This window comes from Rhodoblastus acidophilus (assembly GCF_900187365.1).
GTDB classification, from domain to species: Bacteria; Pseudomonadota; Alphaproteobacteria; order Rhizobiales; family Beijerinckiaceae; genus Rhodoblastus; species Rhodoblastus acidophilus.
In genome coordinates this window covers 1,192,752-1,213,834 of the sequence record NZ_FYDG01000001.1, presented here as the reverse complement: position 1 = coordinate 1,213,834, position 21,083 = coordinate 1,192,752, and the positions used below count along the sequence as shown (strand labels likewise).

Sequence of the window (21,083 nt, the reverse complement as noted above, 5' to 3'; positions counted from 1 at the left end):
CCCTCGGGACAAGACATGCGCGACAAGGCGCAGGTCGTGCCGAGCTTTGGAATCCAAGGTGAAGCGATGGGCGCCGAAGCCAATATCGCCGCCTGGCGCGAGGCGGTGGCGACCCTGTTCGAAGTCGACGAACTCGCCGCCGGCGAGCCCGGCCGTTTCCACGCCGACCTGCAGTCCTATGTCCTGGGTCCGCTGTTGTTCGGGCGGTCGCGCGCCAGCGGCCAGCGGTTTCGCCGCACGGCGGAAACCGTGGCGCGCAGCGGCGTCGACCACATTGTCGTCCAGCTCTATGTGAGCGGCGGCTATGAGGGCGTCGCCGGCGGCGCGCCGATCCGCGTCGGCCCCGGCGACATTTGCGTGCTCGACCTGGCCCAGACGCTGGAGACCCGCGCCACCGCCTTCGAGAATTTCAACCTGGTGATTCCCCGGCCGATGATCGACCGGCGCCTGCCGCAGCCGGACGCGCTGCATGGCCTCGTCCTGCCCGCCGCAAGCGCGCTCACGCAGCTTCTCGGCCGGCATTTCGCGGCGCTGTTCGATTGCGCGCCGCGCCTGACCCTCGACCAATGTCAGGCCGTGGCGGACGGCGCGATCGCGCTGATCGTCGCCTGTCTCCGCGGCGAACTGGAGCGGCGCGACGCCGTTATCGGCGGGGCCGACGACCTGTCGCTGCTGCGCATCCGCCAGCATATCGAGGCCCGACTCGACGCCGCCGATCTGTCCGCCGAGTCGGTGGCGGGACATTTCGGCCTGTCGCGCGCCTCGCTGTACCGGTTGTTCTCGCCGCTCGGCGGGGTGGCCGACTATATTCGCAGCCGCCGCCTGCATCGGGCGTTCTTCGATCTCGCCGCGGCGACGTCGCGGGGACCGCGCGTCAGCGAAGTGGCGCGGCGATGGAATCTCGGCAGCGAGGCCAATTTCAGCCGCGCGTTCAAGGCGGCCTATGGCGTCAGCCCCAGGGCGGCGCGGGCGCTGTTGAGCGAACGGGCGCCGGAGGACGGCGCCGCCGCGAGCGCGTCGCCCCTGACGCGCTGGATGCGGGAGATCGCGCCCCGGTTGGGCGCCTGACGTTGCGCGCTCCGGAATTCCACGAATCTCAAGGTTATTTAAATAAACGATTAGGGCGTCGCGTTTAGTTTTTCCATTATGGCGATCAGCAGAGTTTACAAGATAAGATGGACGGGATCGATCCACGCGAAGATGACATTGGTCATCTTCGGCTTTTTCGCTCTCGTTGCTTCCGTATCGTCAGCAGGCATTTTCGGTCTGTGGACGATGGACGAAAAACTGAAGTCCATCGAGCGGACAGGACTGGTTGAGGTCCATTTCTTCGGCGAGCTGGCGGATAAGGTTTCCGAACTGCGCCTCATTGAAATGTCGATCTCTCGCGCGGAAAGTAAGGCGGAGCGCGCCGAATCCCTCGTCTTGCTCGCGGAGCGCCGCGCCCAGGTCGGCCAGTTGATGGCTCAGATCGACGCGATCATGCAAGGTCGGGCCGACGCCCGCTTGCTGGATCGATTCCGCGTCGCCTGGCGGAATTACGCCGAGCGGCACGATTCGCAATTCGCCGGCGCCGACAGCCAGGGGGAGACCGGCGGCCTCCACGGTCCCCTCCACAGGGCCTATGCCGACACGGAGGCGGCGCTCGACGCCCTCTCGGACGACAGCCAGAACAGGATCGACCAGGAAGTGCAGGCCGCCAACGCCATGTCGCGATCCATCATGACCATGATGGTGGCTGCGGCGGCGATCGTGAGCCTGGCGGCGCTTTTTCTTTACGCCCGCGCCCGCGCCGCCATTTTCGCGCCGCTGCGTCAGATCACGGCGGCGCTGACGGCCCTGGCCCAGGGCCGCACCGATATCGACCTTCCGGTTCGCAAGGCGCGCGATGAAATCGCCGCCCTGGCCGACGCCTTCCGCGTGTTCCGCGACAATCTCGCCGAGCTGGAGGGCGCGCATCGCGACGCCGAGATCGCGCGAAAAGGGGCCGAGGCCATGGCCTTGACCGACCCTTTGACCAATCTGCCCAACCGCCGCGCGCTCGCGGCCAAACTGCGCGCCATTGGCGAGGGGCGCGGCGAGGCGGAGACGAGTTGCGCGCTGCTGATCGTCGATCTCGACCGCTTCAAGCCGGTCAACGACCTGCTGGGCCATATGGTCGGCGATCTCGTTCTCTGCGCCGTCTCCGAACGCCTTGAGCAGGTGGTTCCTCGCGGTGGAATGGTGGCCCGGCTCGGGGGCGACGAATTCGCCGTCGTCATGTCGTTCGCCGGCCGCGCCAACGTGGACGCCGCGCGCGAGCTCGCCGATGCCATTGTGGCGGCGTTGCGCGCGCCGATCGCGGTGGTCGATCATCGTGTCGAGATCGGCGCCAGCGTCGGGATCGCCCTTTCGCAAGGCGAGATCGATCCGGTCGCGCTGCTGTCGTCTGGCGATATCGCCATGTATCGCGCGAAAAAGCGCCAGCCCGGCCCGGTCTGCCAGTTCGAGCCGGAGATGGAAGGGGAATTGCGCCGCCTGGTCGGGCTGGAGAAGGCGCTGCGCCGGGCGTTGGCGTCTGGCGAGATCACCCCGCATTACCAGCCGGTCGTCGATCTCGCCACGCGCCGGTTGCGCGGGTTTGAATTGCTGGCGCGCTGGCGCGATCGCGAACTCGGCGAGGTGTCGCCCGAAATTTTCATTCCGCTGGCCGAACAGCAAGGCCTGATCGTCGAACTGTCGCAAGCCATGCTGGCTCAGGCCTGTCGCGACGCCGCGCTGTGGCCGGAGGACGTCGTGCTGTCGATCAACCTGTCGCCGGCGCAATTGCGCGACCGCAGGTTCCCGGAGGATTTGCTCGCGCAATTGCGCGCCGCGGGGTTTCCGCCGCAGCGACTGGAGGTCGAGATCACCGAAACCGCCTTGATCGGCGACGTCGATCTGGTGCGGGACATTCTGGTCCGCCTGCGCGCGGCGGGCATGACGGTGGCGCTGGACGATTTCGGCATGGGCTTTTCCAGCTTGAATCATTTGCGCCAGTTCAAGATCGACAAGGTGAAGATCGACAAGTCGTTCACCAAGACGATTTTCGAGGATTCCGAAAGCGCGCTGATTGTCCGCTCCGTCATCCATTTGGCGCGCGGATTGAATCTGATGGTCGTCGCCGAAGGGATTGAAGACGCGCGCACGGCCGAAATGATGAATCGGATGGGCTGCGATTTCGGACAGGGCTACCATTTTGGCAAGGCGCTCGCCGCCACCGACGCCGCTCGTCTGATCGCGCCCCTGGCGGCGGCCGGCGCGGCCGCTTGAAACAGGCGTTCGTCGCCCCGGCGGCGACGCAGCTGCATCGCGCCGTCTGAACCAAATCTGCGAAATGGTGGGCGATAAAGGGATCGCTTCCGGTGGAATGTACAGTCATGGGCGGGCTCGACGAGTGCGTGGCATGCCGCCCAAGGGCATGCTCCCTGGCGCTGCGGTCAACCGGGCGCACGCTTGTGGGCGCACGGACTGAGTGCGGCATGTCGGCTTCGAACACGACACAGGCGCAGCCGCGCGAGACCACCTCGTCCGCAGTGTGTTTAGACTCCCGATGTGGCAAGCCTGGGTCAGGCTTAAGACATTATTAACAACTTGTGAGGGGCGATTCGATGGTGAATCCGTTCTCGATCGGACAAGAGACGGAATTCCCATGGCTCGAAAGACAGCTTCCGCATCGCCTTCATATGTCGTGGACATCGAAAATGATGACTGGCGCGTGGTGATCCCGATCTACGGAAAACTCAACCCTGTTCTGCACAGAGCCAGCTTCGAAACGCGCGGTGAAGGCGAGAAATGGCGTTCGGACGCGGACGGTCCGTCAAAGACTGACCGTCTCCAAGCGAGATCGCCCAAGACGAGTTAAAAAGGAGCGCTTGGAGGCGGAGCGCCTTCGCCCTTACGAATAGACCGCTCCACGCCAGACTTGGTTCCAGACGGAATCCTCGTTTGGCGACAGCGGGGTAATCGAAGGCGTTGCGGCTTTTTCTGGGCGCGGGTCGTGACGGTCGGAAACCGTTTTTGACGCCGAGAACGCGAGACGACGACAGAAGCTTGAGACGAAACTCGGTTTGGTGAGGCCGGGTGCAATTTTCATTTTAAAACGCCCTGCATGGAATGATTCCATGGTGCGACTTCATCACGTCGCGCTTGCGTCGGCCTTGCCATCGTAAGCCAGCGGTCGCGACGTTATCGTCGCGGCGGTGCCTGCCGACTCGGGTTATGGGGGCGCCCATGAAACAAGTCCTACTCGTCAACAGCTCTCTGGCGCCGCCGCCCGGCAAACGCGAATTCAGTCAAGCGCAGCTCTGTCGCGCATCCAACCCACAGTTCGTTCAATTCGAGAATGTGAGCCAAGGCCGACAAATGGAGCGTCTCAGCGGTGACGCCGCTTGTCTGACTTGGCTTCCGCCTTGCGCCCTTTGCGCGCCGCATAGCGTGCGTCGCGTTCGGCCTTCTTTTCAATCTCGAGCTGGTCCTTGGCCTGAATCGCCGCTTCCGCCTCAAGCTCAAGTCTGGCGGCTTCAACGATGCCTGCCGCCTTGCGCGCTTCTTCGTCGGCTTTCAACTGCGCCTGCATAGCCGCAAGTTCTTCGGCTTTCTGACGCGCCCGCTCGGCGGCCCGCGCCTCGCGCGCAACGGCAATGGCCCGGCGCTCCGCCTCGCGCTGAAGCACGACGGGATCGTCGGCGGCTGGCCGCGCCATGAATTTTTCCAGCAATGCCTTTTTAGCCTCTGCTATCGCCTTCTGTCTGTCCTGAAAGCTCGCGCCTTTGAACATCGCCATTTTGATCCTGTTCTGAGGGGATTTGATGTAACGTGTATGCGTCCCGGTCGCAGGCGTCAAATTTCCCGATCAACCAACGATCGAGAGCGACCTGCTCATGCTCACTGTCTCTTTGAAGGCGCGTATTTCAGTTCATTAGCTTCTATTGTCGACGCTAAAAAGCGATTCGCTCAGAAAGGTGACAATGTCTGACTTCGAAGATATCGAGCACACCACGCACATTGTGATTGCTTATGTGTCCAACAATCCATTGCCGCTCGCTGAACTGCCGGGATTGATTGCGTCGGTTCACGACACGGTCTTGAAGATCGTGTCTGGTAAGACTCTCGCCGTTCCTGAGCCAGAACCGACACCGGCAGTGTCGATCAGGAAATCCTTAACAAATGACGCCTTGATCTGTCTGGAATGCGGCGGTCGGTTCAAATCGCTGCGGCGACACCTGATGACCGATTATGGTCTGAGCCCGGACCAATACCGTGCAAAGTGGAAGCTTCCGACCGATTACCCGATGGTTGCGCCTGCGTACGCGGCACAGCGGTCGGAACTGGCGCGCTCCATCGGGCTTGGGCAGCAGCGACGGAAAAAGGCGGACACGGAAGCGCCTGCGGCCATTGCAGAGCCTGCTGAAGCGGCTCCGAAGCCGCGAGCCGAGAAGAAAATCGTGTCCCAGCGCGTGGTTTAGGACGCCGGGAGAAAGCCGCTCGCGAAGCGCGCTCCCCATAGCGCTTTAGTGAAGTGGGCGGCTTTCGGCGGCCACCGACGATTCTCTGGTTAAGTTCGGGTTGCGAACACAACGCAACCGAGGAGCCACCGATGCCCGATGAGATGATGGGCCTTCGCGCGCTTCTGGAAAAGACGCCCGACGCCGATATCTTGCGCGAGATGATCGGCTTGCGCCGCCGAGCGGTTGATGGAGATGGAGGTTGGCGCGCTGACCGGCGCTGCGCACGGCGAGCACCGAAGTGGTCGGCATCTTTCCCAACGAGGACGCGATCATCCGTCTCGTCGGCGCGATCCTGCTGGAACAGAACGATGAATGGACGGTGCAGCGCAGCCGCTACATGACGCTTGAGACCATGGCGCCGTTGAGCAATGATCCGCTCGTCAGCCTGCCTGTCACGGCCGCCTGACCCATCCCGGCCTGGCCAGGGAAACGACGGCGCCCACAGTCAACTACACCACGCAACCGACACGATCCTGTTTTTTCGGCGTTTTGTGGCAGGTTGGCGTGGCGCCGAGGTGTGGCAATCGGCGCGACTGTAATCGCTACGGTTACAGACACTTGCCGCCGACTCGTCGGCCCCGGTGTGTGCCGCCGTTTTCAGACAGCCAGCCGAAGCTGTCGCCGAAAACGTTTCAATTAAATATGGATATGGGGAATGGTGGGCGATAAAGGGATCGAACCTTTGACCCCACCCGTGTGAAGGGTGTGCTCTCCCGCTGAGCTAATCGCCCGGACGCCGTGACGTCGGTGCCTCTCTTTAGGCGCCTCCAGGGTCGCCGTCAAGCGTCTCGGCGAAGCATAATGCAAATCGAACAACCAAAATCGCGGATTGGCGCAGCCGGATCGCAAGATCGGGAAATTATGCCGAAATGGCCCTAATTTGGCCGTTTCGGGCTGACGATAAGAGCGCAATGGCGATTCCGCCGATCCGTGCGCGTTTCCGTCCGATGCGGAACACAATGGCGCCGCTTTTGGTTCAAAAAGCGTTCACGCCCGGGGATGCAGTGTCGTAAGGTCCAGCACAAGCCAATTCGCGGAGGAATAAATGACGCGCAAGGCGAAAAGCCTCAAAATTCATGTCGCCGCGGGCGCGATCGCGCTCAGCGGCATTTTCGCCGCCCTCGCGCAGGTGGTCGCCCAGCCCGCGCCGCTGAGCAACCGCATCGCTCTCGTTGTCGGGGAGGCGGCGTATCGCAACGCGCCGCTCAGTTCCGCCGCCAACGACGCTGGTTTGATCGCCCAGACGCTGCAAATCGCCGGCTTCGACGTCACGGGCGCCGCCGATCTCGACCACGACGGCCTGCGCAAGACGTTTCGGGAGTTTCTCGACAAGGCCGCCGCCGCCGGGCCTGACGCCACCGTGTTTATTTATCTGGCCGGGCGCGCGATCCAGTTCGAGGGCGAAAACTATCTCGCGCCCATCGACGCCTCCGTGCAGAGCGCCGCCAATGTGCCGATGGAGACGCTGCGTCTGTCGGACTATCTCGCGCCGCTGTCGCAAATGCAGTTGAAGGCGCGCATCGTGGTGCTCGACGCCGCGCGCCCCAATAGCTACGCCACACAAGGCGCGCCGCTGGCCGGCGGACTGGCGCTGGTCGAGCCGCCGAACGGCGAATTGATCGCGTTCAACGCCGCGCCGGGCAGCGTCGCGCCGCCGGAAAACAGCGCCTATGGCGTCTACGCCCAGGCGCTGAACGAAATGATGCGGCGCGGCGGCATGCCGATCGATCAGGTGTTCGACAGCGTGCGCCTGCGCGTCGCCGAGCAGACGCGGGGCGCGCAGATTCCCTGGGACGAATCGAAGCTCACAGCCGCCCCCGCGCTGTTCGCCCGCGCCAATAACGCGCCGCCCACGCCCGCGCTCCCCGACCTGCGCAGCCGCCCGATCCGCGACTATTCTGTGGATCAGGCCTATTCGGCGGCGCTGGAGCGCGATTCGATCCCGGCCTATTCCGAATTCATCACGGCCTATCCCAAGTCAGCGTATTCGGCGCGGGTGCGCGCGCTGCTCGCGGTGCGGCGCGAGGCGCTCACCTGGCGGCGCGCCCGCTCCGGCGATTCGCCCGAGAGCTACTGGACCTATCTGCAGCGCTATCCGCGCGGACCGCACGCCGAAGACGCGCGTCGCCGGTTGACGATCCTGCGCGCGGAGCTGGCGCCGCCGCCGCGCTTCGCCGAGGTGGAGTTCGAGGACGCGCCGCCGCCGCCCGACTGGGAGGCGCAGGAGGAGACCGTCTATTTCCGTCGGCCCTATGTCGAGTTCAGCGACGAGGAATACGGCCCGCCGCCGCCGCGCGTCGAGTTTTTGCCGCCGCCCGTCTTCTACGATGCGCCGCCGCCGCCCCCGCCGCGGCGCAACTTGTTGCCGTTGCCGCTCGCGGCGGCGCCGCTGCTGTTCGCCATCCCCGCCGTCCGCCAGGGCCTGTTCCACGCGCCGGCGCCTGTGCAGATGCAGAACCCCGCCGCGCAGCAATATTACGATGACCACGCCCGCCGTCCGCCGCCTCCGCAGCAGCCGGGGCCGGGTTTCGCCGGGCAAGGCGCGCCGGGCGTTTTGCCGCCGCAGCCGGGCCAGCCGCAGCCGCCGCAGGGCGAGCCGCCGCGTCCGGGCTTCCCGCCGGGGAATGGCCGTCCGCTTCCGCCGTCGGGGCAACAGCCACAGGGCGGTTCTACGGGGCAGGGCGGGCCGCAGCAGCCGGGTCAGGCGCAGCAGCCGCAAGGCGGGTTTGGCGGCGTGCAAGGCGGGCCGCAGCAGCTTGGCCGTCCGCAGCCGCAGGGCGAAGCGCCGCGTCCCGACGCGGCGCAGGGAGCGGGTCATCCGCCGCCGGCCGCGCAGCCGCAAGGCGGATTTGGCGGCGTGCAGGGCGGGCCGCAGCAGCCTGGCCGTCCGCAGCCGCAGGGCGAATCGCCGCGTCCCGACGCGCCGCAGGGCGCGGGTCATGCGCTGCCGACGCCGGCCGCGCAGCCGCAAGGCGGTTTTGGCGGGGTGCGCGGAGACGCGCCGCAGCAGCCGAGCCGTCCGCAGCCGCAGGGCGAGGCGCCGCGTCCGAACGCGCCGCAGGGCGCGGGCCATGCGCTGCCGACTCCGGCTCCGCAGCCGCAGGGTGGTTTTGGCGGGGTGCGCGGAGACGCGCCGCAGCAGCCGAGCCGCCCCCAGCCGCAAAGCGAGGCGCCGCGTCCGAGCGCGCCGCAGGGAGCGGGTCATTCGCAGGGCGGTTTTGGCGGTGTGCGGGGCGAGGCGCAACCCGCGCCGGAGCCTTCGCGGAGCGCGCCGCATCGCAATGAGCCGACCGGAGCGCCGGCGGTTCGTCCGCTCCCGACCGCGCCTGTTCGCGAAGCGCCGCAATCCGCGCCCGTGCGCGAAGCGCCGCCCATGCCGCATCATGAGCAAATGCAGGCCGCGCCGCCGCGTCCCGCCGCGCCCCCCGCGTCGGTTCGCGAGGCGCCTGCCGAGCGTCATGCGCCGCCGCCCATGGCGGCGCCCCATGCCGCGCCGGAGCCTCAGGCCGAGCCGCGTCACGCCCCTCCGGGGCCGCCCCGCGCCGGGGCGCCCGCCCATTCGGGGCCGCATGAGCAGCAACGGCCTGAGTGAAACGCAAAAGCCCGCCGGTTTGCCGGCGGGCTTTTTGTTTCTGGTTCAGCGCGGCTTCCCGGTTTCCGTCGGTCCGGTCATCCCCCCGTCAAACTCATGGGCCGCACGTGCGGCGCGTGGACGCCATGCGCCTGCGCCACAAAGTCGTGGCCGCGCTTTTTCGCGGCCAGCGCCTTGTCGATGGCGGCGTTAAGCAGATCGTCGGACGCGGACGCGCGCAGCGGCGCGCGCAGATCGGCGCGATCCTCCTGGCCGAGACAAGTGTAGAGTTCGCCGGTGCAGGTGACGCGCACCCGGTTGCAGGTCTCGCAGAAATTATGGCTCAGCGGGGTGATGAACCCCACCCGTCCCCCGGTTTCCGCGAGATCGAAATAGCGCGCGGGGCCGCCTGTCGAATGGCGAGACGGCGCCAGCGAGAAATGCTCGGCCAGCCGCGCTGCAACCTCGCCCAGGGGCAGGAAATGCGCGATATTGTCGGCGGCGTCCTCGCCGAGCGGCATGGCCTCGATGAAGGTCATGTCCATGCCGCGCCCATGCGCCCATGCGGTCAGGCCGACGACATCGTCCTCGTTGATTCCCCTGAGCGCCACGCAGTTGATTTTTACGCGCAAGCCGGCGGACTGGGCGGCGTCGATGCCTCGGAGCACCCGGGGCAGGTCGCCCCAGCGGGTGATGGCGCGGAATTTGTCGGCGTCGAGCGTGTCGAGCGACACATTGATCCGTTTCACCGCGCACGCGGCGAGATCGGCGGCGTAGCGCTCCAGTTGCGAGCCGTTGGTGGTCAGCGTCAGTTCGCGCAGGGCGCCCGTTTCGACATGGCGCGCCAGGCCGCGAAACAATTGCAGCACGCCGCGCCGCACCAGCGGTTCGCCGCCCGTCAGCCGGATTTTCCGCACGCCGCGCGCGACAAAGGCGCCGCAAAGCCGCTCAAGCTCCTCCAGCGACAGCAGATCGGCCTTGGGCAGGAAATGCACCTGCTCCGACATGCAGTACTGGCAGCGAAAATCGCAGCGGTCGGTGACCGACACGCGAATATAGTCGATGCGCCGGGCGAAGCCGTCCACCAGCGGCGGCGGGTTGGTTGTGCTGATGCTTGCGTCGTCGATCCCCATCCCTGTTATATAGACGAGGAAGGCGCGGGAAACAGGATCTTGCGCGCAAACAACGACGAGACTCCCGATGGGCCAGCGCATCCCCGATGAAATCCGCCTCTCCGACGCCGGCGCCGTCCTGCATCTGATCTACGGACCGGGCGAAGCCTATGCCTTGCCGGCCGAATATTTGCGCGTGCTCACGCCGAGCGCCGAAGCGCGCGGCCATGGCGGGCAGGGCGGCCAGACGGTTTCGGGCAAGGCGGGGGTCCGCATCGCCGGCGTGGAACCGGTCGGCAATTACGCTCTGAAACTGATCTTCGACGACGGCCACGCCACCGGCCTCTACACCTGGGATTACCTGCGCGAGTTGAGCCTCGATCAGGAGGCGCATTGGCGCGCCTATCTCGAAGACCTCGCCGCGCAGGGGCTGTCGCGGTGATCGGCCTGATCGACGAAACGGCGGAGGCGCTGCGGTTTTTCTCGCGTCTGCCGATTCCGCTCCGCCCCGGCGCCGCGGCCTTCAGCGGCCCGGCCTTCAGCCTCGCGCTGCGCCGCGCCCCTTTCGCCGGCGCCGTGCTGGGGTTGTTGTCGGGGCTGGTCCTGTTCGTCGGCGCGACGGCGGGGGCGCCGGCCCAGGTCGCCGCCTGGCTCGCCGTCGGCTTGGGGGCTTTCGTGACCGGCGCCATGCACGAGGATGGCCTGGCCGACGTCGCCGACGGTTTCGGCGGCGGATATACTCGGGAACGGCGGCTGGAGATCATGCGCGACAGCCGGATCGGGGCGTTCGGCGCGGCGGCGCTGATCCTGTCCTTCGGCCTGCGCGTCGCGGCGCTCGCGGCGCTCTCCGCCGCGCCGGCGCGGGCGCTGGTCGTCGTGGTCGCCGCCGGCGCGATCTCGCGCGCCGCTTGCCTGGCGCCGGTGGTGTTGTTGCCGCCGGCGCGGAGCGACGGGCTGGGCCGCGCGGCGGCCCTGAGTCGCGCGCAGGGACGCGAGGTTCTGCTGGTGACGCTCGGCTTCGCCGCGACGCCGCTGCTGGCGGGGTTCTCGCTCACCGCCTGCGCGCTGGCGCTATTGTGCGCGGGCCTCGCCGTGCGCGCGCTAAACGCCTGGGCGCAAAGCATGATCGGCGGTCAGACCGGGGATGTCGCGGGCGCCGCGCAGCAATTGGCCGAAATCGCGGTGCTCGCCGTGTTCGCCGGCGCGCTCGCCTGATCCGTGGGCGTCCTCAGTTCAGGCCGTTATCGATGGGAAGGAACATGCTGTTCACTTTGGCGCCGATCGAGTTGAAGGCCGCGATCAGTCCAACCGAGATGAAGCCGCCGATCAGGGCGTATTCCGTGATCGTCGAGCCGCTGTCGTCTCGCCAGAACCGGATAAGAACCCGCATCGCATCCCCGCACGTTTTGCGACGGTGGTCCGTCGGTTTCTCATATTATAGGCGCAACTCGTATCCGTAATCATAAAGCGCACGCCAACGTCAGGCCATTTGCGCGTTAAGCAAACGCCGCCTTAACGCCTAAGCGGAATCGCGCGCTTCCTCAGCGGCGGGTTCCGCAAAGTCGCGCCAGGTCCGGTCGAGCGCGCGCAGGGCGTCGCGCACCACCTCGGGGCCGGCGCCGCGCTTCACCGCCTCGGTGGCGAGATGGCGGCGGAAGGCGCGGGCGCCCGGCCGCCCCGCGAACAGGCCGAGCATGTGGCGGGTGATGTCGGCGAGACGCGCACCCTCGCCGAGCTTGCGTTCGACATAGGGCAGATACGCCTCCACCGCCGCGCGGGAATCGGGGTGCGGCGCCGCCGCGCCGAACAGGTCGGGGTCGACGTCGATCCATTGCGAGAGGTCGTGATAGGCGGCGCGCCCGACCATGACGCCGTCCAGACCCTCAAGTTGCGCCCGACAGGCCGCCAAAGTCTCCAAACCGCCGTTGATGGCGACGGGCGTGGCGGGCAGGGCGCGCTTCAACTCATGCACCAGCGCATAGTCGAGCGGGGGAACGTCGCGGTTTTCACGCGGCGACAGCCCCTTGAGCCAGGCTTTGCGCGCATGGACGATCAGCGCGTCCACCCCCGCCGCGACGCATTTTTCGGCGATCTCAAACAGGGCGGCGCGCGGCTCCTGGTCGTCGACGCCAATGCGGCATTTCACAGTGACGGGCAGCGCGACCGCCGCCTTCATGGCGCCGACGCACGCCGCCACCAGATCGGGCTCGCGCATCAGGCAGGCGCCGAACGCGCCGTTCTGCACCCGGTCGGAGGGGCAGCCGACATTGAGATTGATTTCGTCATAGCCATAGTCGGTGCAGATAGTCGCGGCCCGCGCGAGTTCGTCGGGGTCGCTTCCGCCCAGTTGCACGGCGAGCGGATGTTCGCTTGCGTCAAAACCGAGCAGGCGGTCGCGATCGCCGTGGATGACGGCGGCGGAGGTGACCATTTCCGTATAAAGCCGGGCGTGGCGCGAATGCAGACGCGCCAGCACGCGGTAATGCCGATCGGACCATTCCATCATCGGGGCGACGCAGAACCGCCACGGGCTGAAATCGTCAGGTTTTTCAGGCGTGTCCGTCTGTTGCTTCACGTGGGGCCTTGGCGGTTCGGGGCGGGCGCGGAGCGGCTTGCGCTGGCCTTCCTTGGCCTGTCGGCCGCCGCGGCCTGTCGCGCGCGGCGCACACTAAGGCGAGGGCGTCCGATCGTCCACCGGGAATCCGGCGCTTCGGGCCAAGCCGAACGCGCGCTCAGGCGTCGTCCAGTTCCTGGAAGCAGGACATGCAGGACGCGACGAATATGTAAAGACAGATGAACGGCCCGGCGAGGAACACGAGGCCCTGCATCAGGACGCCCTCCTCCTCGGCCGCGCGCAGAATGCGGGCGGCTTCGATCCAAATTGCTGACACCAGAAGAAAAAAGAATGCGTGAGACATCTGCCGTTCGTTCCTTATGAGCTTTCGACTCATGGATGACGCAGGAGAGGCGTTAATTCCTGTTAAGGTTTAGGGCGCCAATATGTCAAGCCGCGCTAATGTCGCAATTCTTCACTTTGCCGCGCGGGCCGCTGTCTTGCTGAGGTCAAGGTTAACGCCGCCGCGCGCGGCGACGGGCGGGGTCACTCGTGGTCCGGGTGGAACGGGCTGTCGTCTCCGTCGCCGTCGTGATGGTGGCCTCCGCCCGGCAGCGGCGCCAGCGTCACCGGGTCGAACTTGCCATGCAGGCGCTCGCCGCGCGCGTTGGAGGCGTGCGCCAGATAACAGCCGTCCTCGATCCGAATGGCGATGTCGCTCCAGCCGTCCGTCTCCAGCTTCTTCTGCAGCGCCTCGCGCGGCTGCCAGTCGGCCAGGGGCGCCGCGCAATAATGCGCCGCGGCGGAGCCGGCGCAGGCGATGGCCAAGACAAGGGCGAGAAACGCACGACGCATCAACGGAATATCCTTCCTGTTGGCGGCAGGATAGGGCGCGGTGCTGACGGCCGCCTGAACGTCCGCGCAAGAAAAACCGCTCGCCTTATAGTAGATTGGCGGCGAATTTCGAGCGGGGAGCCCATGCGCATTCTGTTGGTCGAAGACGATGTCGTCCTGGGCGCGGCGGTGCGCGATCAGGCGCGGGACGACGGCCATTCGGTCGATTGGGCCAGCCGGCTCGACGACGCGGGCGCCGCCATCGTCTCCGCCGCCTTCGAGCTGGTGTTGCTCGACCTGACTCTGCCCGACGGGCGCGGCCTCGATTTCCTGAAAAGCCGTCGTCAGGCCGGCGACGCCACGCCGTGCATCGTGCTCACCGCGCGCGACCAGATTTCCGACCGCATCGCCGCGCTCGACGCCGGCGCCGACGATTACCTGATCAAGCCGTTCGACCTCTACGAATTGTCCGCGCGCATCCGCGCCGTGTCGCGCCGCTATTCTGGCAACCCCAACCCGCTGGTCACGCACGGCGATCTCGAAATCGACCTGGCCGGCTGTTCGATCCGTCGCGCCGGCAAGTCGATCCAGCTCACGCGGCGCGAATGGTCGCTGTTCGAAGCGTTCGTGCAGCGGCCCAACCAGCTGATGTCCAAGACGCAACTGGAGGAGCGGCTCTATTCGTTCGACGCCGAGGTCGAGAGCAACACCATCGAGGTCTATGTCGGGCGTCTCCGGCGCAAGCTCGGCGCCCAGGTCATCGAGACCGTGCGCGGGCTGGGCTATCGGCTCGGCCGGCCGGAATCCCGGCCGTGACGGCGCAGGGCTGGAGCCTGCGCCGCCGCCTCGCCGTGGCGCTGACGCTGGCTGTGTCCGTGGTGTGGTTCGCCGGCGCGGCGGTCGGCGGCCTGATGCTGCAGCGGGAAACCGACGATCTGTTCGACGGGGCGCTGCGCGAGGTGGCCGAACGCGTGCTGCCGCTGGCCTATGCCGAACTTTTGACGCGCGAGACCACGGAAGCGCAGAGGGTCGCCCCCGTCGGGAAGAAGGCCGAGGACATCGCCTATGTCGTGCGCGACGGCGCCGGCAAGGTGTTGCTGCAATCCGCCGACGCCGATCTCGCCGAATTCCCGGAGCATCCGCCGGCGGGCTTCTTCTCCACCGCAAGCCTGCGCGCCTATTCCGTTTCCGGCGTCAGGGGCGCCATTTCCGTCACCACGGCGGAGAAGATCGAACATCGCCGCAGCGCGGTCTGGCGCGCGCTCGCCGCGTTGATGGGGCCGCTGTTCGCGGTGGCGCCGGCCATTCTCGCGGCGGTTTGGGTGTTCGTGCGCCTCGCGCTCAAGCCGGTGGAAAAGTTGCGCGCCGAATTGGAAAGCCGGGGGCGCGGCAATCTCGCGCCCTTGCCGGCGCAGTCCTTGCCGCGCGAGGTCGCGCCGGTCGCGGCCGCCGTCAATGCGCTGATCGGGCGCCTCGGCGACGCGCTGCAGGCGGAGCGCAGTTTTACCGCCAACAGCGCGCATGAATTGCGCACGCCCATCGCCGCCGCGCTGGCCCAGGCGCAGCGGCTGATGGCCGAATTGCCCGAGGGCGCCGCGCGTGAGCGGGCGCGGGCCATAGCGGCGGCGCTGCGCCGGCTGGCGCGTCTGTCGGAAAAGCTGCTGCAACTGGCCAAGGCCGAGGGCGGCGGCCTGCTCGCGCCCGCGCCCGCGCCGCTGGCCCCGGTGCTGCGTCTGGTGATCGCGGAGATAGAGGCCGCCGACGATCCCCGCGTGAGCGTCGAGATCGAGGGGGACGGGCCGGTTTCCGATCTCGATCCCGACGCCTTCGCCGTGCTCGCCCGCAATCTGATCGAGAACGCCCTCAAGCATGGCGATCCCGACCAGCCGATCACGCTGCGTCTCGGTGCCGATGGTTTTGAGGTCGTCAATGGCGGTCCGGCGGTTCCGCCGGACAAGCTCGCTTGCCTGTCGCGTCCGTTCGCGCGCGGCGCGACGCGGGCGGAGGGCTCGGGACTCGGCCTCGCTATCGTCGCCGCGATCTGCCGGGGCGCCGGCCTGTCGTTTGAATTGGCGTCGCCGCCCGCCGGCGCCGACGCCGGTTTTTCAGCGCGGGTGCGGCTGGCGCCGGGCTCGCGCTGACCGTCGCGGCGTCACGCAAGCAAGGCGTCGGCGCTGGGCGCGAAACAGCCGTGGAAACCCAGCGGGATGCGAAAGCCGAACCGGATCCGCGCCACGAGGTCGAGCCCGTCGGGGGCGCGAATGTCGAGGAAGGTTTCGTCGGCCTCGGAATCATAGCCAAGGTGTGAGATCCACGATCGCCCGGTCCGGTCCACCAGCGCGACCGCCTCGCCGAACACCTGACCGCGCCCGGCGCGCACTTCGCGCAACCGCGCGCCGTCCCAGGCCATCAGCGTGTCGAAGGCGAGCGGGTCGTCCGTCGCGTCCAGGGTCCGCAGCGCGTAGATCGCCCCCATCTTCCGCCCGAGTTGGCGATTGTCGATGGCGGGAAATTCGATTGGCCCGTTCTCCGTCAGGGCGGCGCGCGACAGCGACCGCGATTTCAGGTCGATGACGAATTCGGTCATCTGCGAGCGGGGCTGTTCCAGACCGGCCGCGCCCCCCCAGCCGCCGAGCATCTGGAAGGCGCTGGCGTCCGTCTCCATGGAGATCAGCCGGATCGTGTTTCCGTCGGCGCTTTCGACGGCGTTGCAATGGTGGAAGATCATGCTGGCGGGTTCGCTCTCGACGATGACCGCCTGCCCCTGTCCGTCCTTGCGCGCCACGATGATGCGCAGCGGCTTGCCGCGCTCGGCGACGATGTTTTTGGCGATGCACGACCTCCCGCGCAACATGCCCCACATGTTGATGTAAACCGGCGGCAGCGCGAGGATCACGTAAGTTTTGGTGATCATGAAGTCATGCACCGGATAGAAATTGCCGACCCGCACCCGCGCGAACGTCTGGAATGCGGTCTCGCCCGCCGGAAGGCGCGCCAGCACCAGTTCGGGAGAGAGCGCCATGGTCAGGCCATAGGCGTAGACGTCGCCGGTCGCCGGATCGCGCTTGGGATGCGCCGTGAATGTGGTGCGCGCCGGCCAGCTGCCGCCGAAATCGCGCGCGCCCTGGCACGCCAGCGTCTCCGGCTCAAACTGAACGGGCGGCGCCCCTTCCGACAGCGCGAAGTGACCGCCGGCCATGGCGAACACGTTGACGTTGGGCGGATTCTTGAAGCCAAGCGCGCGGCCGGGGCAGCGCGTGCCGAATTCGTGATAGCGCATCTGGCGATATTTCTGCTCGTGGATGCGCTCGGACGTCGCCACAAACCGCGACACGCCGGACACGCGGCCCTCGTCGAAACGGATCGCGGTCAGATAGGCGTCGCCGTCGAAAAAATGGCCGAGCGGCACGTCGAACGTCTCTTTTTGTCCGGGGCCGTTGCGATAGAGCGCGCCGCTGATCTCACGCGGGACGCGGCCTTCGATGACGCGCGGAATCCACGGCCCCTCGCGAGTCGCCGTGCGAAAGGCGAGATAGCTCAGGCGGCCCGGACGCGAGCTGGTCCATGGCCCGTGCGAGGCGAGCGTCGCGCCTCGTCCCGGACCCATGACGGGGGCGTTGGTTTGGGCGTTGGCGCGCATTCAAATCTCCGTGTTGCGCACGAGAAGACGGGCGCATACATCGACGCCCGCGATCTTGGCGTGATCGGCGGTCTCACGCGCCGGATGTCGCTGGCGCAAGGCGTCGAACCTCTCCCCCGACAGATGGCCGCGCTCCAGCAGGTCGGCGACGACAGCCTCGACCAGAGTCCAGTTGCGCCCGAGATCAACCTGGGCCTGCGCCAGGGCTTCGGCGAGCAGGCCCGCGATCGCGTCGGCGAGCCGGTCGATCTGGCGCGGGCTGAGCAGATGCGGATCGTCATTGCGGCCGGTGTCATGCGCCGGCGTGACGCCGAGAAATTCGGGATCGAGTCCCCATTCCAGGATCATCCGCCGCGCCAGCTGGCGCGCCGCGCGCAGGTCGGCGGCCCAGCCCGCGTCCGGCGCGAACCCGGCCAGCGTCATCGCCGTCTGTCCCGCCATCATGCGCGCCAGCCGCAGCACGGCGCCGCGCCGGTCCACCACATGAACCGGCCGGTCCTCGTCGTCGTCGTAAAGCGCGAAGCCGAGATTGCCGACGTCGCCAAGAATGGTGAGCCAGGTGAGTTTCTGCCCGGTGACGGCGGGGTCGTTGACGACGGCGTGGCCGGCTTCGTGATAAGCGGTGGCGCGGGCCTGCGCCTCCGGCAGCCGCTTGGGCGCGGCGGCGAATTGCGTGTAGTCCTTCGCCACGGTCAGGCTCGGCGTCGCGCTTTGCCGCGCGCCGATCTCGACGATGAATTCGACCTTGGGTTTGGGGTCGTCCGGTGTGGCGAAGGGCCGCTCCGGCAGCTGCGCGTCGATCCTGAGCCGCACCCAGTGCGCGCGCAGAACGTCGGGCGCGCAGCCGATTTGCGACAGCGTGGCGGCGATGACATGGTTGACGCGGTGGGTCGCCATGTCGCGCAGGCTGCGGGCGCCCTTGTCGGCTGTGTAGAACAGGTCGCCGAACCGGCTGTAGAACGCCTCGTCCACGCGCGTTTCGACGCCGAGCGCGGCATAGCGGTCGACGATGCCGGCGAACAATTTGCGCGCCACGTCGCGCGCGATGGCGCGGGTCAGCGGCTTGAACAGGATGACGTCGGCCATGCGCCCGAGGAACGGCTGCGGCACGCCGCGTTCGCTCAGCAGTTTGCGCAGCTTGTCCGGCGCCTTGAGCTTGCGCCAGATCTGCGCGCGGATTTCATCCGATTCCGTTCCCCTGAAAAAATCCTCGCCGTCATTGCCGGTGAGAACGAAAACATATTTGCCGAGATCGTAAGTCTCGCCGGTCGCCGAGGAGGTCCAGCGCCCTTCTTCAAACGGGTGATACAGCCGTTTGAACAGCGCGTCGCGCGTCGCGGAATTCTCGCCCATGTTGGAGATTTCGTCGAACACCAGCACGCCGCCGTCGGGCATGTTGCGCAAGGCGCGCTCGAAGGCGCGCACCTCGTCCGAGCCAATGGTTCCCGGCGGCGAGCCGATCACCTGGTTCAGGCGGTGCTCGTTGGAAATCTCGCCGAAGGGAATGATTTCCGCGCGTTCGCCGCTCTCGAACAAAGCCAGCGAAATCGCGCGCGCCAGTTCGGTCTTGCCGACGCCGGTCGGCCCGACCCAGAACAGTCCCAGCGGCCGCCGCGTCTCCAGCGGCAGCGACAGCCAGCTGGTCAGCGCCTCGATGGTGCGTTCGACGGCGTCGTCCTGTCCTTTGACCTGTTGCGGCAGGACTTCGCCGAGACGCGCAAGCTTGCGCGTGAAATCCGGGTCGAGCAGCGGATCCGAAACACGCGCCTTCGGCAGTTCGATCTCGAACAGGGTCTCGCCCTGGCGCAACGCCCGCGCGCGCCCCTCGGCCTCGTTGTCGGCTTGCAGAACCAGATCCATCGCCTGGCCGCGCAGCGTGCGGATCGCGCCGGCCTGCAGCCGCTCCTTCACCGCGTTGAAGAATTGCGCCACCCCGCGCTCCAACGGCCGCGCGCCGTCGAGATGCGAGAAATGATGTTCGGCGAGCCGCTCGGCGATGCGCGGATCGAGCGTGGCCGCGACTTCGAAATCGCGGGCGAGCGCCGCGATGTGTCCGCGCGCCAGCCGGCGCACGATCTCGGCCGCCTGCGTCATGCGCAGCGGCGCCGCCAGCGTGTAGCGGTCGATGCGATTGAGCACCGGCGTCGGAATCTGGAAGTCGTCGCGCCCGGTCAGTTTCATCTGGAACAGGCGCTTCAGCGTCTTCTCATCGACGCTGTCGGCATAGGCGGCGAGCCGGTCGTCGCTCCATTGCGCGCTGGCTTCGGGAAACAGAATCTTGTCGCCGCGATTGCTGGTGAGGATCACCACATGACGGCGCGCCTGCCGCCTGCGGCCGTCGCCGCCGACGAAAGATCCGGTGTCGAAAAATTCCATCAGGCGCTCCCACACGCCGGGATCGCCGCGTTCGGCCTCGTCGATCAGCACGACGCCGCCATATTTGCCCTGCGAGGGATCGTCGAACCAGTCGCACAGAACGCCTTGCCGCTCGGTCGAAGTGACGAGGCCGCCCACGGCGCCGAACAATTTGTTCAGGCTGGAATCGTTGGAGCGGTATTCGGTCATGTCGATGCGCAACAGCGCGCGCGGATTGGCGAAGCCATTTCGCGCCAGCAATTTGGCGATTTGGGATTTGCCGACGCCGGTGGGGCCGAGCAGGGCGATGACGCCCATGTCTTTTTTCGACCCGACGATCACATCCTGGAACAGCGCCAGCAGGTCGCGGCGCATCCGCGCCTGCCCGACGATTTCGTCGCCGAGCGCGGCGTCGAGCGCCGCGATGTAGCCGGCGAGTTCTTCCGGGTTGAACGGGTTGACGGGATAGCCGGTGCGCGCCTTGAAGAAGGCGTAGGCGTCGTCCTCCTCGACCGCGATGGGAGTCTCCTGCGGCCCGGCGACGCGCAGCCGAAAGATCGCGAGGTCGAGGGCCATTTTCAAGCCGGCGTCGATCTTGCCGCCCTCGCGGTGCAGCGCCCCGCCAAGCTTGACCAGAGCGGCGCGGGCGCGCGGCGCAAAGCGCACGCCGTAATGGGTTTCGATGCGCGGAATCCACGACGCCTCCAGCACGCGCAGCGACTCCGCGTCGGAGAATTCGACAACGGGAATCTGCCGGACGCGCCGAACGAAATTTTCATTGTCCTTGAAGGCGAGGTTGAACTTGTCGGCGCTGCAGGCGCCGACAATGCTGATTCCGCGCGTGTCGCTGTCCATATACGGCGCCAGCGCCTCGACCTGATCGGCGTCGAGCATGTGGAACTCGTCGATGAACACGACGATGCGGATCTTTTCCTTTTTCTCGATGGCCAGCGCCGCGTCGAAAAAACGCTCGACCGCCTGTTTACGGCCGGCCGCGTTATTGGCGCTGGTCAGCGCCATCAGCCGGCTCGGCGTGATCGAAACCCAATGCGCGCGCTCCAGCATGCGGCGATAGGGTTTGGCCTGCGGATAATCACCGGCGATGGCGCGTTGCGCCGCGCGCCGGGCGATGGACGATTTGGAGCCGGGCGGCGCGATCAGCACGGGCGCCTTGCCCTTGATGCGCACCAGCGTGTCGAGAATTTCATCGGCCTCGCGGTCGCGGCCGATGATTTGGGTTGCGCGGCCCTTCTCAAGCAGCGCGCGTTCGTCATCGGACAGGAATTCGCCGACCACCGTCAGGAACAACTGTTCCTCTGGGCCGGGGCTGCGCGCCAGCACGGCCCGCAGCGAGGCCTCCGCCGCCGCGCCGGGTTCGCGCGGGCGGGCCGTCGGGTCGGCGTCGCGCGGCTTCGCGTCGAGGCCAAGAAAGGCGAAGGAGGCGAAGGCGCGGCCGGAGCCCGGCTCCGAGGTTTTCTGCTTCATGGGG

The 21,083-nt window shown here is 67.0% G+C and carries 17 protein-coding genes, 1 tRNA gene and 1 pseudogene; 9 read left to right on the top strand and 10 right to left on the bottom strand.

Features of this window, described 5'->3' with window-relative positions; all coding sequences use genetic code 11:
* Positions 1-15 precede the first annotated feature (15 nt).
* Both CFB24_RS05235 and CFB24_RS05230 read left to right on the top strand, forming a co-directional pair.
* Positions 16-1,068, top strand: coding sequence for an AraC-like ligand-binding domain-containing protein (locus CFB24_RS05235; protein ID WP_088519451.1), 1,053 nt, complete (start codon positions 16-18; stop codon positions 1,066-1,068).
* A 78-nt stretch (positions 1,069-1,146) separates the two neighbouring features.
* Positions 1,147-3,291, top strand: a complete 2,145-nt coding sequence (locus tag CFB24_RS05230) for a putative bifunctional diguanylate cyclase/phosphodiesterase (RefSeq protein WP_088519450.1) — start codon at positions 1,147-1,149, stop codon at positions 3,289-3,291.
* Between the two features lie 625 nt (positions 3,292-3,916).
* Here the strand turns inward: CFB24_RS05230 and CFB24_RS22435 are convergent.
* Positions 3,917-4,144, bottom strand: coding sequence for a hypothetical protein (locus CFB24_RS22435; RefSeq protein WP_141098357.1), 228 nt, complete (start codon positions 4,142-4,144; stop codon positions 3,917-3,919).
* A 249-nt stretch (positions 4,145-4,393) separates the two neighbouring features.
* Positions 4,394-4,804: a DUF6481 family protein gene (locus CFB24_RS05225; protein ID WP_088519449.1), complete on the bottom strand. Its 411-nt coding sequence runs from the start codon at positions 4,802-4,804 to the stop codon at positions 4,394-4,396.
* Between the two features lie 184 nt (positions 4,805-4,988).
* On the opposite strand from CFB24_RS05225, the gene CFB24_RS05220 reads away from it, so the two are divergent.
* Positions 4,989-5,486: a Ros/MucR family transcriptional regulator gene (locus tag CFB24_RS05220; protein ID WP_088519448.1), complete on the top strand. Its 498-nt coding sequence runs from the start codon at positions 4,989-4,991 to the stop codon at positions 5,484-5,486.
* Positions 5,487-5,760: 274 nt separating this feature from the next.
* Positions 5,761-5,934, top strand: a pseudogene (locus CFB24_RS22285) (transposase); the annotation flags it as partial.
* Between the two features lie 250 nt (positions 5,935-6,184).
* On the opposite strand, the gene CFB24_RS05215 reads toward CFB24_RS22285, so the two are convergent.
* Positions 6,185-6,259: transfer RNA gene (locus tag CFB24_RS05215), tRNA-Val, on the bottom strand.
* A gap of 314 nt (positions 6,260-6,573) precedes the next feature.
* Here CFB24_RS05215 and CFB24_RS05210 point away from each other — a divergent pair.
* Positions 6,574-9,120: a caspase family protein gene (locus tag CFB24_RS05210; protein WP_088519447.1), complete on the top strand. Its 2,547-nt coding sequence runs from the start codon at positions 6,574-6,576 to the stop codon at positions 9,118-9,120.
* A gap of 77 nt (positions 9,121-9,197) precedes the next feature.
* Here the strand turns inward: CFB24_RS05210 and moaA are convergent, their stop codons facing one another.
* Complete coding sequence (gene moaA / locus CFB24_RS05205) at positions 9,198-10,232, bottom strand: GTP 3',8-cyclase MoaA (protein WP_088519446.1); 1,035 nt, start codon at positions 10,230-10,232, stop codon at positions 9,198-9,200.
* A gap of 67 nt (positions 10,233-10,299) precedes the next feature.
* On the opposite strand from moaA, the gene CFB24_RS05200 reads away from it, so the two are divergent.
* Positions 10,300-10,653, top strand: a complete 354-nt coding sequence (locus CFB24_RS05200) for a gamma-butyrobetaine hydroxylase family protein (protein WP_088519445.1) — start codon at positions 10,300-10,302, stop codon at positions 10,651-10,653.
* A complete protein-coding gene (gene cobS / locus CFB24_RS05195) occupies positions 10,650-11,426 on the top strand; it encodes an adenosylcobinamide-GDP ribazoletransferase (RefSeq protein WP_088519444.1) in 777 nt (258 codons plus the stop codon). Before CFB24_RS05200 ends, cobS begins: the two co-directional genes overlap by 4 nt.
* A 13-nt stretch (positions 11,427-11,439) precedes the next feature.
* Here cobS and CFB24_RS05190 read toward each other — a convergent pair whose 3' ends face one another.
* The 4 genes from CFB24_RS05190 to CFB24_RS05175 all read right to left on the bottom strand — a co-directional run bounded on the left by CFB24_RS05190 (position 11,440) and on the right by CFB24_RS05175 (position 13,620).
* Positions 11,440-11,601 (bottom strand): Flp family type IVb pilin, encoded by a 162-nt coding sequence (locus CFB24_RS05190; protein WP_088519443.1) that lies wholly within the window; start codon positions 11,599-11,601, stop codon positions 11,440-11,442.
* Between the two features lie 129 nt (positions 11,602-11,730).
* Positions 11,731-12,786: a tRNA dihydrouridine(20/20a) synthase DusA gene (gene dusA, locus CFB24_RS05185; protein WP_425332140.1), complete on the bottom strand. Its 1,056-nt coding sequence runs from the start codon at positions 12,784-12,786 to the stop codon at positions 11,731-11,733.
* A 157-nt stretch (positions 12,787-12,943) separates the two neighbouring features.
* Positions 12,944-13,129, bottom strand: coding sequence for a hypothetical protein (locus tag CFB24_RS05180; protein ID WP_111390777.1), 186 nt, complete (start codon positions 13,127-13,129; stop codon positions 12,944-12,946).
* A gap of 182 nt (positions 13,130-13,311) precedes the next feature.
* Positions 13,312-13,620 (bottom strand): PepSY domain-containing protein, encoded by a 309-nt coding sequence (locus tag CFB24_RS05175; RefSeq protein ID WP_088519440.1) that lies wholly within the window; start codon positions 13,618-13,620, stop codon positions 13,312-13,314.
* Positions 13,621-13,743: 123 nt separating this feature from the next.
* On the opposite strand from CFB24_RS05175, the gene CFB24_RS05170 reads away from it, so the two are divergent.
* Positions 13,744-14,415, top strand: coding sequence for a response regulator (locus CFB24_RS05170; protein WP_088519439.1), 672 nt, complete (start codon positions 13,744-13,746; stop codon positions 14,413-14,415).
* Positions 14,412-15,740, top strand: a complete 1,329-nt coding sequence (locus tag CFB24_RS05165) for an ATP-binding protein (RefSeq protein WP_244593314.1) — start codon at positions 14,412-14,414, stop codon at positions 15,738-15,740. Before CFB24_RS05170 ends, CFB24_RS05165 begins: the two co-directional genes overlap by 4 nt.
* 11 nt (positions 15,741-15,751) lie before the next feature.
* On the opposite strand, the gene CFB24_RS05160 is transcribed toward CFB24_RS05165, so the two are convergent.
* Together CFB24_RS05160 and CFB24_RS05155 are read right to left on the bottom strand one after the other, a co-directional pair.
* Positions 15,752-17,239 carry a carotenoid oxygenase family protein gene (locus CFB24_RS05160; protein ID WP_088519438.1) on the bottom strand — a complete coding sequence of 496 codons (1,488 nt, stop codon included), beginning with the start codon at positions 17,237-17,239 and terminating at the stop codon, positions 15,752-15,754.
* The gene (locus CFB24_RS05155) at positions 17,240-21,079 is read right to left on the bottom strand and encodes an AAA family ATPase (RefSeq protein WP_088519437.1); all 3,840 of its coding nucleotides are present in this window, start codon (positions 21,077-21,079) and stop codon (positions 17,240-17,242) included.
* Between the last annotated feature and the right edge of the window lie 4 nt (positions 21,080-21,083).